Annotated in this window: 8 protein-coding genes; 4 read left to right on the top strand and 4 right to left on the bottom strand. The window is 69.9% G+C overall.

The genetic code is table 11. The annotated features are described in order from the left end of the window. Positions 1-14: 14 nt before the first annotated feature. Together CCN37_RS20885 and CCN37_RS20880 are read right to left on the bottom strand one after the other, a co-directional pair. Positions 15-1,907, bottom strand: a complete 1,893-nt coding sequence (locus CCN37_RS20885) for a hypothetical protein (protein WP_086823710.1) — start codon at positions 1,905-1,907, stop codon at positions 15-17. Then, a complete protein-coding gene (locus tag CCN37_RS20880; RefSeq protein WP_086823708.1) occupies positions 1,892-2,653 on the bottom strand; it encodes an ABC transporter ATP-binding protein in 762 nt (253 codons plus the stop codon). The genes CCN37_RS20885 and CCN37_RS20880 overlap by 16 nt, the downstream gene beginning before the upstream one ends. 204 nt (positions 2,654-2,857) lie before the next feature. Here CCN37_RS20880 and CCN37_RS20875 point away from each other — a divergent pair, with 204 nt between their 5' ends. The 3 genes from CCN37_RS20875 to CCN37_RS20865 all read left to right on the top strand — a co-directional run bounded on the left by CCN37_RS20875 (position 2,858) and on the right by CCN37_RS20865 (position 8,777). After that, positions 2,858-5,332 (top strand): M14 family zinc carboxypeptidase, encoded by a 2,475-nt coding sequence (locus CCN37_RS20875; protein WP_086823706.1) that lies wholly within the window; start codon positions 2,858-2,860, stop codon positions 5,330-5,332. A 63-nt stretch (positions 5,333-5,395) separates the two neighbouring features. Next, positions 5,396-5,617: a hypothetical protein gene (locus tag CCN37_RS20870; protein WP_086823704.1), complete on the top strand. Its 222-nt coding sequence runs from the start codon at positions 5,396-5,398 to the stop codon at positions 5,615-5,617. A gap of 67 nt (positions 5,618-5,684) precedes the next feature. Then, complete coding sequence (locus CCN37_RS20865; RefSeq protein WP_086823702.1) at positions 5,685-8,777, top strand: type 2 lanthipeptide synthetase LanM family protein; 3,093 nt, start codon at positions 5,685-5,687, stop codon at positions 8,775-8,777. Here CCN37_RS20865 and CCN37_RS20860 read toward each other — a convergent pair. Further along, positions 8,734-9,015, bottom strand: a complete 282-nt coding sequence (locus CCN37_RS20860) for a DUF6355 family natural product biosynthesis protein (RefSeq protein ID WP_143261712.1) — start codon at positions 9,013-9,015, stop codon at positions 8,734-8,736. The genes CCN37_RS20865 and CCN37_RS20860 overlap by 44 nt on opposite strands. A gap of 103 nt (positions 9,016-9,118) precedes the next feature. Further along, the gene (locus CCN37_RS20855) at positions 9,119-12,175 is read right to left on the bottom strand and encodes a bifunctional cytochrome P450/NADPH--P450 reductase (protein WP_086823694.1); all 3,057 of its coding nucleotides are present in this window, start codon (positions 12,173-12,175) and stop codon (positions 9,119-9,121) included. 95 nt (positions 12,176-12,270) lie between these two features. Between CCN37_RS20855 and CCN37_RS20850 the strand changes: the two genes are divergently transcribed. Continuing rightward, complete coding sequence (locus CCN37_RS20850) at positions 12,271-12,870, top strand: TetR/AcrR family transcriptional regulator (protein ID WP_086823691.1); 600 nt, start codon at positions 12,271-12,273, stop codon at positions 12,868-12,870. The last annotated feature ends 197 nt before the right edge of the window (positions 12,871-13,067 follow it).

Here is a 13,067-nt window from a genome sequence, read left to right as displayed (position 1 = left end):
GGGGTTCCTCCAGATCAGGGCAGACCGAACTTCTTCCGCTCGGGCTTGTCGTGCACCTTCGTCAGCAGCCAGCCCCCGACGACGGCCAGCACACCGACGACGGCGAGCGCGATCAGCCCGGCGGTCCGCAGGTCAGCGGGAAGATACAGGGCCACGAACCACGTTCGGACCGCGACGTCGTTGGCCGCCAGGATCGAGGCGACGCCGACCTGGGCCACCAGCATGACGAAGCCACCCACGTACAGCAGCCACGCCAGCACCGCCTTGCCAACGGGCACGGGTCGCTGCGGCACCGCGTTGTCCTCGGCAGAGCTGCGCAGTGCGGCTGTGGGACCGCTGCGCATGCGCGCGAGCAGTTCCGGTCCGCGCACGCGCAGTCGCTTGTGCGCCATCCTGCCGAGACCGACCGCCCAGCTGACACCGATCGCGATACCAATTGGAACTCCGACCCACCTCAGCGCCGCGTTGTCGGTCAGCGTGCCGATGAACGGGAACACCGCCGCGGGCAGGACGGTGAGCAGGCAGAGCGGGAGCACCGCCCACGCGATGAGGCCGGTGGAGCCGTCACCGCCCGCGGCCCCCTTGGCGCGCTTGCGCGGATCGGGCAGCGGGACCAGGGCGTACACCGAGGCGAGCACGGTCATCCCGGCTCCGCCGCCGAGCGCCGCGGGCAGCAGCGACAGCGTCCACGGCCAGATCCACTCCGCGCCGCTGAGCAGCCCGCCGACCACGGTGAGCACGAGGGTGACGGGCGCGACGAGCAGGAGCCAGGCGAGCTGACGACCGCGGACGTCGGCCCATTCGGTACCCGGTGCCATCAGCGTCAGCCACAACGCCGTGCCGTCGTTGCTGTAGAGCTGCGCGGCACCGGTGGTGGCCACCAGCGCCACGATCACACCGGCCGCGGCGAGGTAGCCGCGCTCCCCGACGAGCAGGGGCACCAGCGTCACGGACAGGCCGAAGGCCACCGAGTACGACAGCAGCAAGGCGCGGTTGAGATCGCGCGCGGTGGTGCGGATCTCCTTGGCCGCGACGGCGCCAACGGCCGAAGCGGGCACCAGGTACCGCAGCAGACCCGATCGCGGCCCGAACCCGTCGTCGGCGCTGCGCGCGGTGGCGGGACGAACGGTGAGCACGGTGGTGGTGCGCCGCACGATCAGCTTCGACCACGCCACAACGAGCAGAGCGAACAGCACGGCGAGCGCGAGGAGTGCCGCGACCGCGCTCAGCCAGTCCTGTTCTGCTGCCGACTCGGCGGCGAGCATCCCCCAGCCCGAGGGCAACAGGCGCAGGACGGTCGAGAGCGCGGGGTCGAACCCGTCGATCCGCGACACCAACGGCAGCAGCAGCCACGACTGCGCGACGAAGCCGCCGAGGATCGCCCACGGCAGCGCGGACACCACAGCGCGCGCGGTCGAGGTGATCGCCGCTCCGACCAGGTCGACGACGACCTTCGACAGCGCGACCACGAGCAGCAGTTGCAGCGGCATCGCAATGGCGGCGACGAGCACGGTCGCGGTGTCGAAGCGCGCGGCGAAGACGATCCCGGCGGCGAACGCGACGGCTGTCACCGCCGGGCCGACGCCGACGAACGACACGGCGAGCAGACCGGAGGCCAGTCGTCGTGGTCGCAGGGGCAGCGAGGCGAAGAACTCCGGTGGCAGGGAACCGCCGCTGCCGCCCAGGAAGACGGGGCCGATCACCCACCCGAGGCTCCACAGCGCGAAGAGCAGGCAGAGCAGGTCCACGACGACCGAGGGCGAGCCGAGGTCGAGCAGGCCGATCCAGACGCCGAGCGCGGCCAGCGCGAGGCCGAAGACCGCGCCGAGTCCCGTGGTGAGCGCCTGCGCCCCGCCGAAGCTGTTGCGCAGCAACCGGAGCTTGAGCTGGATCAGGACGCCAACCACGACAGCCCGTCCCCAGCACCGGTGTTCCCGCCCGCGATCTCGACGAAGCGCGCTTCCAGACCGTTCGGCCCGGCGACCTCCGCCAGCGTTCCCGCCGCCGCGACCCGCCCCTTGGCGATGATCGCCACGTGCGAGCACAGGTGCTCGACCAGGACCATCACGTGGCTGGAGAACACGACCGAGCCGCCGCCCGCGACGAAGCGCTCAAGGATGCCGCGAATCGTGGCGGCCGAGACGGGGTCCACCGCCTCGAACGGCTCGTCGAGCACCAGCAGCCGGGGGCCGTGCAGCAGCGCGGCGGCGAGCCCGATCTTCTTCCGCATTCCCGTGGAGTAGTCGATGATCAGCGTGCTCTCGGCGCTCTCCAGGTCCAGCACGGCCAGCAGCTCGCCCGCCCGCGCGGCCACGGTCGACTGGTCAAGGCCGCGCAGCAGTCCCCAGTAGGTCAGGAACTCGCGCCCGGTCAGTCGCTCCGGCATCGCCAACCCGTCCGGGAGCAAACCGATCATCCCCTTGGCGCGCAGGGGTTCCTGCCACACGTCCACGCCGAAGACGCGCGCGTGCCCGCCGTCGGGTCTCAGCAGGCCGACGGCCATCAGCAACGACGTCGTCTTGCCAGCGCCGTTCGGTCCGACCAGGCCGTAGAACGACCCTGACGGCACCACCAGGTCCACGTGGTCGACAGCCGTCTTCGACCCGAAGACCTTCACCAGACCGGCGAGTTCCAGGGCGGCGGATGCGGTCACGTGCTTCTCTCCCCACCACTTCCAGACATCCTGACCACACTAAACAACGCGTGCCGCCGCGGCCGCGCGATTACCACACTGCGAGACGAGCAACGCGATCGCGAATCACATTCACTCCAGTCCGAATCACTTCGAATTGACCGAACCCTCCGGGTCGAATCGCCGTCGGATGGGTACCGTCGTGCAGATCATCGAGGGGGCTGAGTGCTGGAAGGCAGACACGAACCGACGATCCGGCGGCGAGCGGTGCTCGCCGGTGCTGGACTGCTGACGTTCTCGTTGGGCACCACGAGCGCGCGAGCCGCGCAGCCGGACAGCCCCTGCCACCCGGTCACGACGACGCCCCGCTATCGCGGCGACGTGCCGGCGCCGAAGGCGGTGCTCGGCGTCGACTTCACCGATCGGCCCTTCACGCTGACGGAAGCCGATCGGTACCTCGACGCGGTGGCGGCGGCCAGTCCGCGCGTGCGAGCGTCGACGCTGGGCAAGTCCCCGAGCGGGAAGCCGTTGCGGTACGCGGTGGTCGGCGAACCGGAAAGGGTTACGCCGCAAGGGATCGCGGCGATCGGCGAGCGGTTGCGGCTGCTGCGCGATCCTCGCACTCCGCAAGCGATCGTCGAACGGCTGGTCAAGGACACGCCCGCCGTGGTGTGGTTGACCGCCGGCGTCCACGGCAGCGAACCCGGTGGCACCAACGCGGTTCTGCGGGTCCTGCGCGATCTGGCCGATCGTGACGACTGCGCTGCTCGCGCAATCGTCAGCACGACCGTGGTGGTCATCGTCCCGGTGCAGAACCCGGAGGGCTACGCGACCGGCGACCGTTGGAACAGCTACGGATTCGACCTCAACCGCGACTGGTTCGCCCTCACACAGCCAGAAACGCGCGCCGTGACCGCCGCGATGGCGAAGCTGCCCCCGATCGCCGCGCTCGACCTGCACGAGATGGAGGGCGAGAGCTACTTCGCGCCGCCCTACGCCGCTCCGATCCACCACGAGGTCCCGGCGTTCGCGCGCGAGTCGAAGCTCGGCCCGGCCGTCGCCGAGGAGTTCGGCAGGCAGGGCATCGACCTGTTCTCCGGGCGCGAGTTCGACCTGCTCTACCCCGGCACTTTGGACGCGGCCAACAGCATCGCCGGGCTCGCGGCGGGCATCACGCTGGAGAAGGGGCTCGACAGCCCGGTTCCGGACCGCGTCGGCGAGCACTACCTGGCCTCGTGGATGTCGCTCGCGACGGTGGCCGCGCGGCCTGTGGAACTGCTGCGCGCGTGGAACTCCGCGCACCGCGAAGCGTTCGAGCAGGGCAAGCGCGGACACCTTCAAGGTACTGGGTTCCCTTTGGTACGGAACTACTTCCTCTTCGCTGGAGAGTCCACGGCCGAGGTCGTGTGGCGGTTGCAGCAGCGCGGGGTGGAGATCCACAAGCTCGCCGCGCCGTTGCGGGTGCCCGACCTGCGCCTCCACGGCAGGCCCGCGCGCGCCGAGACGGTTCCGGCCGGGAGCTACTGGATTCCGCTGGCCCAGCCCGCGAAGCACTGGGTGCAGGCCATGCTGGGCGAGCAGAACCACGCAACACCACCGGTCTTCTCCGACATCTCCTCGTGGAGCCTTCCGCTGCTCGCGGGCGTCGACGCCGCGTTCTCCGGCGCGGAACTGAGTCCCATCGCGTACCCGATCCCATTGCTTCCGGAGCCGCAGGCGCCGCCCGCGAAGGCGCCAGCGCTCGGTGTGCTGCGCTTCCTGCCGCCGGACTACCCGGTGCTCGGATCGGTGGGTTGGCTCAACCACCGCCTCGAACGCGTGTGGCGAATGCCGTTCCGCACGGTTCCCGGTCAGGGTGTCACGAAGGAGAGCCTGCGCGGGATCGAGGTGTTGGTGGTTCCCGACGCTCCCGCGCAGGTGTCCCACGACATCCTGGGCGAAGCCGGTCGCGCCGCGCTGCGGGAGTGGGTGAGCGCGGGCGGGCGCTACGTCGGCTGGGGTGGGACCGCCCAGCTCGCCGCACTGCTCGGGATCACCTCGACCTCGCTGTCCACTCCGACCGGCGAGGTTCCCGGCGCGTTGATCCGCGTGCTCGTGGACACCAACCATCCGCTGGGTAGCGGCACGCCTTCGACCACGTGGCACCTCAATGACAGCAATCTGGTGCTGCGCGCGGCAAATCCCGCGTTCGTCGTCGCGTCCTACCCGCCGTACGGCTCGCCGGACTGGTTCGTCTCCGGGCATGAGGTCGGCGCCAGCGAACTGGGCGGAACGGCGGTGCTCACCGATGAGCCGTTCGGCGGCGGCAGGGTGACGCTGTTCAGCGGAGAGCCCAACTTCCGCGCCTTCACCGACGGCATGGCCAAGCTGCTGCGCAACGCCGTGCTGCGGCCTTCCGCCGACCCGCGCAGCGCGGTGGCTCGCGGCGACACAGCGGCTGCCGAACGAGCAGCGCGGCAGCTGCCCGAGACGCGGAGCGGCTTCCGGGTCACCGTGGCTTCGGCAAGCGTAGCCGCGACTCGGACCGTGCTGTCCGAACTCGGTGCGCGGTGGGCCGAACGCGGTACCGCTGGACGCACGACGTTCCTGATCGAGAACCGCGACAGCTTCGAGCGCCGTCAACACCCGTGGGCGTCCAGGTTGCCGAAACGGCTGAGCGAGGCCGGAGTGCGCCCGCTCGCCCTGGTGCTGCCACGGTGACGCCCCCAAGACGTTCCGGCAATCGGAACGGTTACTCCATTGTGGACACAAAGGAGGCAGGAAATGGGACAGGTCGACACGGTCCGCGCGTTGAAGGACGAGGACTACCGGGCGAGCCTCGGCGAGGTCGCCCTGGGGTTGTTGAACCCCGCGGGTGACGTGCGTGTTCCGGACTCGGCGCTGCGCGGCGCGGGCAGCTTCGCGGGCATGCGCACCGATGACAGCCTCTGGTGCTGCACGGTGACCACGCGGCGCAAGCCCGGCATCATCGGTGGCTTCTGCTGACGACGCCACAAGACGGTGCCGGTGGGCCTTGGCTCACCGGCACCGCCTCGTCTGGAAGGGAGCGATCATGACCAGTGATCCGGACTGGTACCGGGCGTGCACGCTGCGCGAGCGGCTGCCCGCTCCCGTCGAAGTCCCTGCTGAGGACGAGGTCCTGGCCCGCAGGGTGGGCAGGTGGCTCGCGCAGCCGGTGTTCGACGGCGACGAGAAGCGCTTCGCGGAACGGCTCGCCGAGGATGCAATGTCCGAAGTGGACATTCGTGCGCTGCTCGCCGAAACTCCCGATTCGTTGCGGGAACGGCTGTCTGACAGTCCTTCGTGGGTGGTCGATCTCTTCGACGCCTACGACCGCCCGCGTGACGGGCGCCTGCTCGATCGGCTTGTCCACGACGATGCCTCGCTGATGCTGTACGCGGTCGAGCCGGTCATCGAGGCCGCCGCCGCGCGCGTGCGCTCCCGGCTCGACGAACTCGGCGACGTGCTCGATCCGGGCGCCGTGGAGCACTCCCTGTTGCGTCACCTGGGAAGCCAGCTGATGGCGAGGCTGACCCGAACGGTGATCCTGGAGCTGCACGTCGCGGGGCTCGAAGGCAGGCTGCCCTCGGAAGACGGGTTCCGCGCGTTCGCCGAGAGTCTTCGCGACCGGAGCGCGTCCCTGGCTCTGCTGCGCGAATACCCCGTGCTGGCAAGGGATGTCGTGACCACCGCTCGGCACTGGGCCGAGGCCGCGATCGAGTTACTGGGCAGGTTCGCCGCCGACCGCGCCGACCTCGTCACGACGTTCTTCGGCGGCATCGATCCCGGGCTGCTGACCGTCGTCGACTCGGGTGCCGGCGATGTGCACCGACGTGGCCGTTCGGTCGCGATGCTGAGCTTCGAAGGCGGACAGCGGCTCGTGCACAAGCCACGTTCGCTCGCCACTGACGTGCACTTCCAGCAGTTGCTGGCGTGGTGCAACTCCAAGGGCGCCGTCCACCCGTTCCGCGTGCTCACCGTGCTGGACAAGGGAACCCACGGCTGGGTGGAGTTCGTGTCGGCGCGGGGGTGTGACACGCGTGCCGAGGTCGAGCGCTTCTTCCACCGCCAGGGCGCTTACCTCGCGCTGCTGCACTGCTTGTGCGCCACTGACTTCCACTACGAGAACATCATCGCCGACGGCGAGCACCCCGTGCTCGTGGACCTGGAGGCGCTGTTCCACCCCACCGGCGAACTCCTGTCCGGCGCCGCCGAGCCCCGTGACGCGCGGGCTTCGGTTCTGGCAACCGGCCTGCTGCCGCAACGGCGCGACGACGAGGTGGGTGACTTCTCCGGGCTCTCCTCCGGCGCGAGCGGACGCAGCTCGGCCGATGTCGCCACGGTCGAGGACGCGGGGACCGATCGGATGCGCGTGGTGTACCAGAGCGTGGAGATCCCGGCCGGGGACAACGTGGCCAGGCTCGGCGACACCGCGGCTGACTCCTCCGACCACATCGAGCAGGTCGTGGACGGCTTCACGCAGATGTGCGCCGTGATCACGCCGCACAGAAACGAACTCCTCGCCGAGGACGGTCCGCTCGCCCAGTTCGGCGGCGACGAGGTGCGCTGCGTCCTGCGGGCCACGCAGACCTACGGCTCCATGCTGATCGAGACCACCCACCCCGACCTGTTGCGCGACGGCCTCGCCCGGGACCGCTTCCTGGACAACCTGTGGACCTCCGCCGCCGAGAACCCCGCGCTGAACGCCGTTTTCCACTGCGAGCGCCGCGATCTCGAACGCGGCGACATCCCCGTTTTCGTCGCGCAGCCGGGCTCGCGCGATCTGTGGTGCGCGGACGGCCACCGGCACCCCGGCCTGCTGGGCGTCGCCGTGCTCGACGTGGCACGTGAGCGGGTGAAGTCGTTGGACGCCAGCCAAGTTCGACGGCAGACGTGGATCATCCGCGCTTCCTTCGCCACGCTCGCGCTCGGCGAAGGAAGGGCGCAGTGGCCGGAGCGCGCGCTCCACGAACGCGCTCGTCCCGCGTGCAGCGCCGAGCTCGTCGGGGCCGCGGCGCGGGTCGGTGATCACCTCGCCCACGTGCGCTTGGACGAGGCTTCTTGGCTGGGGTTGTCGTTGGCCGGTGAGCGCGCGTGGTCGCTGCGGGAACTGACCGGCGAGCTGTACGACGGGCTGGCCGGGCTCGCGCTGTTCTTCGCCTACCTCGGCCACGTCACCGGAGAACCACGGCACACCGCGACCGCCGAGCGCGTGCTCGAAGCCGTTCGCGCGTCCGACGCTCCGGGCACGGGCGCGTTCGACGGCCAGGCGGGAACCGTCTACCTGTTGACCCACCTCGGCGCGCTCTGGCGACGCGACGACCTGCTCGACGAGGCCGAGGCGTTGGCACTGCGGCTTTCCGAGCGGGCGACCGGCTTCGACATCATCAACGGCCTCGCCGGGTTCTTGTGCGTGCTGCTCGGCCTGCGCGAGGTGCGCCCTCGCGTGCTCTCCGCCGCTGTTCGCGCGGGCGACCAATTGGCTTCGCGTTGCACCACGGGGTTCTCGTGGCGCGACGACCGGGACCCCGCACCGCTCGCGGGCTTCTCGCACGGCGCTTCCGGTGTCGCCCACGCCCTGCTGCGCTTGTTCCGGGTCACCCGCGATGACCGCTACCTGCACGCGGCTTCGCAGGCATTCGACTACGAACGGTCCGTTTTTTCGCCCAGTGAAGCCAATTGGCCGGATCTGCGCGCCGTGTCGGACCTGTCGTTCATGACCGCGTGGTGCCACGGCGCGCCCGGTGTCGGCCTCGCCAGGGCCCACGCGCTCGATGTGCTGCCCACGCCCGAGGTCCGCGCGGAACTGGACGTCGCCGTGGCCACCACGACCGCGAACGGCCTCGACCTCAACCATTCGCTGTGCCACGGCTCGCTCGGCAACCTCGAACTGCTGCTGCACTCCGCGCGCGTCCTCGGCGACAACGCGTTGCTGGAGCGCACTTATCGGATCGCGGGCGGTGTGCTCGACGACCTCGCGGAGAACGGCTGGGCGTGCGGTGTGCCCGGCGGAGTGGAGACGCCCGGGCTGATGAACGGGCTCGCCGGGATCGGGCTCGGCCTGCTCCGCCTCGGCGCCCCCGACCAGGTGCCCGCCGTGCTCACCCTGTGCCCACCGGCTTTCCCGCGTACCAAGCGCTGGTGATCTCCTCCGCCGGGCCGAGGACGTGCGCCCCCGCAGGCAGGCACACCGTGCGCTCCGCGCCGTCGTGCAGCCGGTACGTCACGTAGACGCTGCTGTTGTCCGTGGTGACGTGGTTGTACCAGGCCTTGCCGTTCTTCTTGTAGAAACCGGGAATCCCGTCGGTCGCCGACGCCTGGAACGACCAGACCGCGGTGGCCGCGACCGCGAGAGCGACGGCCGAGACGACGCGATACGACACACGCATGAGATTGCCACCGATTTCCGAATAGATTTGCCCCACTGACATTTCAGTCCGAAATTATGGACGTGCGAACGGGGTGTCAACGGGTTTCAGAGTGATCTCAGCCAACCCAGACGTCCTCGACGTAGCGGCCGGAGTCGGTCAGCGAGGCCAGCCACGCCTCGGCCTCCTCCGGGCTCGCACCAGTTTTCTCCTTGTGCAGAGCCAGGAACGCGGCGCGCACGGCGGGGGCCATGTTCCGGCCGTCGCCGCAGACGTACACCCGGCCCCCGGCGTCGAGCAGGCTGAGCACTTCCTCACCCTCGGCGGTGATCCGGTCCTGGACAAAGCGCTTCTCAGTCTGCGAGAAGGCGGGGCGCAGGCTGACGGCACCCGCGGCCTCAGCGGCTTCGAGCTCGGCGCGGTGCAGGTAGTCGACGTCGGGGTGGTCACAACCGAAGTAGCACAACAGGTTTCCGTGCTGGCCGGAATGCGCGCGGTCGGCGATCGCGCCACGGAAGGGGGCGAGGCCGGTGCCCGCGCTGACCATGATCACGGGAGTCGCTGGGTCCTGGGGCAGGCGGAACGCCTCACGGCACGGTGACACGCGGGCTTGGAGGAGGTCTCCGGCCTTGACGGAGTGCAGGTAGTGCGAGGCGATGCCGGTGAACTGGCCGTCGCCGTCACGGTGGGGCCCGGTCAGCAGCGACACCATCAGGTCGACGGTGCCGGGGTCGGCGAGCGCGGACGAGGAGATCGAGTAGTGCCGCGGGCGCAGCGCGGGCAGCAGTTCGAGGAACAGCGCGAACGGCAGCTCGCAGCTCGCGTTCTCGACGAGCAGGTCGAGCACGGTGCGCCCGGCGGCAAGGGCACTGCGTTCCGGAGGGCACTGAGTGTGCTCAGCGAGGACGCGGACCTGCTCGGCGGTGGCGGGTTCCTGGAGTTCGACGCAGTGGGTGAGCAGTTCGCGCACGCTCATGCTGCGGCCGACAGGCAGGGCGGCGCGCCCCTTCCCAGTGGTGCGCAGGCGAATTCTGTGGTCGAGGTCGAGGTCGAAGCGCTTGGCGGCGGTGGCGACCAACTCGGCCGGGTTCTCCGGGAGGACCGTCAGGTGATCACCCGTGCGGTAGCTGACGCCGTCGGGCAGGCGCAGCCGGATGAGCCGCTTGGCGCGGGCGAGCGGGTGGTCCAGGTCGACAAGGTCTTCGGCGACCACGACCTCCATGGAACTCAGGCCCAAACGGTTCGCGATGTCGCCCACTACGGACTCCGGCCCGTCTTCGACCATGTAGAGGGGGCCGGAGTCCTTTGTGGAACCCGGTGCCAAAGTCCGCCACAGCTCGTCGGTCCAGCCGTTCACGTCGGAGGCGAAGTCACCCGAGGCGTTGGCGGCACCCCGGCGGAGGAGCGCGCTGGCTCCGGCGGCGGTGAGCCGTTCGTCGATGAGCGTGGGAATCCGCTGGTAGGTCGACGCCCAGTTGCGGTCGCCGACGCCGAGCAGCGCATACTCCAGTCCTGCCAGCGATCCGGGCTCCAGGGTGCCCAGCCACTCCACGAACTGAGCGGCGTCGTCGGTCGGCTTGCCGTTGTAGGAGGCCGTGGTGATGAGCACCGGGCCCTCCAGCTTCCCGACCGCGTCGTTGAGCGGCGCGATCGTGGTGGTGTAGCCGCGGTCAGCGCCCTGCTCGGCGAGATCCTTCGCGATCTCCTTGCAGGTTCCCAGGTTCGAGCCGTAGAGCACGGTGAGCCGCCCGCTGGCCGTGGCAACCGCTGTGCTCTCCGCGTGCTTGACGGGCGCACTCTGCCGCTTGGCCGGAGTGCGCCTGCGCAGTCGCAGGGTGAAGCCGTCGGGCTTGATGGTGAGCGTGTTCTTGATCTTCAACTGGTAGTTCGCGTGATCGACCAGCCGGTAACGGTGCACGACGAGACCGAGTACCAGGAGGGCCTCGTGCAACGCGAACTGCCGCCCGATGCACGCCCGCTCACCGCTGCCGAACGGCTTGTACAGGTGGACCGGGCGCGAGTCCTCCAGTTCCGGCGCGAAGCGCGAGGGGTCGAACAGCTCGACGTTGTCGCCCCACGCGGGGTCGCGGTGCAGCTGCGGGATGAGCACGAGCAGCGTCTGTCCTTTTCGGACGCTGTACTTGCCGCCGATCACCGTGTCCTGCAACGGTTCCACGCCGTAGGCGGGCGCGGTCGGCCACAGCCGCATGGCCTCGTTGAGCACCTGGCGCAGGTAGCGGAGCTTGCCGACGTCGGCGAACTCCGGTGTCCGGTCGGGGTCCTCGCCCCACAGCTCGTCGACCTCGGCCTGCGCCTTCGCCAGCACTTCGGGGTGCTTGGCCAGGTAGTACAGCGCGAAGGACAGCGCGCCGCTGGTCGTCTCGTGCCCGGCGATCAGGAAGGTGATCGTCTGGTAGCGGATGTTGACGTCGTCCAGCGGCTGCCCGGTCACCTCGTCCGTCGTGTGCAGCATGCGGCCGAGCAGGTCGTCCGTGCGCTCGTCACCCGCCTCCCGGCGCCTGCGGATGACGCCGTCGACGACCTCGCGCATGAGCCTGAGGTCCGCTTGGTACTTGCGCCCCTTCTCGCGCTGGAAGTACTTCGCGCCGGGCAACGCGGTGCTCTGCGCCTGCGCGTGGGCGAGCGCGTCGGAGAGCGAGGCGACGAAGGGGTGTGGCTCCTCGGAGGCGAAGGAGTCGAAGGTCTGCCCGAAGCCGCACAGGCCGATCGTGTCGAAGGTCAGCCTCGTCATGTCGGCGGCGACGTCCACGTGCTCGGCCCGGTCCCACTTGGCGACCAGCGTCCTGGCGACGCTGAGCATCGCGGAGTGGTAGCCGCGCATGGCGCCCAGCGAGAACGCGGGCATGAGGATGTCGTGCGCCTTGCGCCAGTTCGGCTCGTCGTTGTACGCGGTGAACAGGCCGTCGCCGCCGATGTCGCGCAGGTTCTCCAGCTCCGTGTGCACGTTCTTGCGGAAGCGCGTGTCGTCGGAGAGCTCGGCGACCAGCTCCGCGCCGGAGACGATCACCACCTCGTTGCCGGGCACCCGCACCCGGAAGATCGGCCCGAGCTCGCGCGCCTGCTCCATCGAGCTGGTCAGCTGGTCCTTGCCCAGCAGCGAGAACAGGTGGCCGACCAGCGGCAGGGCGGGGCCCTCGGGAATCGGGACGGTCATGTCGGCCTCCTGGGTCCGCGTGGCTGCGACACCCACCGTACAGGCGACTTTGTCGATCGACAAAGTCGCTCGACTCACACGGTTAGGATGAGCGCATGGCCCACGTCTCCGCCGCCGAACGCCGCCCCCAGCTGATCAAGGCCGCCATCGACCTGATGGCGCGCGAGGGCATCGCGGCGGGCAGCACCAGAGCCGTCGCCGCCGAACTGGGCGTCGCCCAGGCGACCGTGCACTACACGCTGGGCTCGAAGGAGGAGCTGTACCGCGCGGTCCTCGAACACCTCTCCGAGGAGCTGATCGCCCGCGTCCGCGCGGCCGAGCCCGAGGGCAGGAGCTTCCCCGAGACGGTGACGGCGATGGCGCGCGAGCTGTGGGCGGCCGTGCGCGAGAACCCCGGTCACGGCCTGTTGCTCGTCGAACTCAGCGCCTACGCCGTGCGCTCCCCCGGCCTGCGCGAGAGCGTCGGCGAGCACCTGCGCGGAGTGCTCGCGGCCGCATCGGACATCGTCTCCGGCGCCGCCGAACGCACCGGCGTCCAGCTGGCCCACCCCCCCGAGGACGTCGCCCGGTTCTTCCTAGCCGGCTTCGACGGCCTCATGACCCACCGCCTCCTCTTGGACGACCTGGACGTGCACGAGGCGTCCCTCACCCACCTCATCACCGCCTCGGTCGCCATGGCCCTCGGCCACATCTGAGCCCCCGCTGACCCTCAACGTCCCCCGGGCACCCCAAAACCCGTTTCGTACTCAACCCGGGAAAGAGAGCGCTCCCAAATCCCGCTATGAGTACGAAACGGGAAGGCCTAGACCACTCCGGCGCGCGATGAGGCGAGCGGGAGGGTGGGGTGCATGATGGCAGTTTACTGTGGGTGAGGATGGTGTGTGGACACGGT

The organism is Allokutzneria sp. NRRL B-24872, assembly GCF_002155965.1.
GTDB lineage: Bacteria > Actinomycetota > Actinomycetes > Mycobacteriales > Pseudonocardiaceae > Allokutzneria.
The sequence above is the reverse complement of the archived record's forward strand: the minus strand, read 5'-3'. Positions and strand labels throughout refer to the sequence as shown.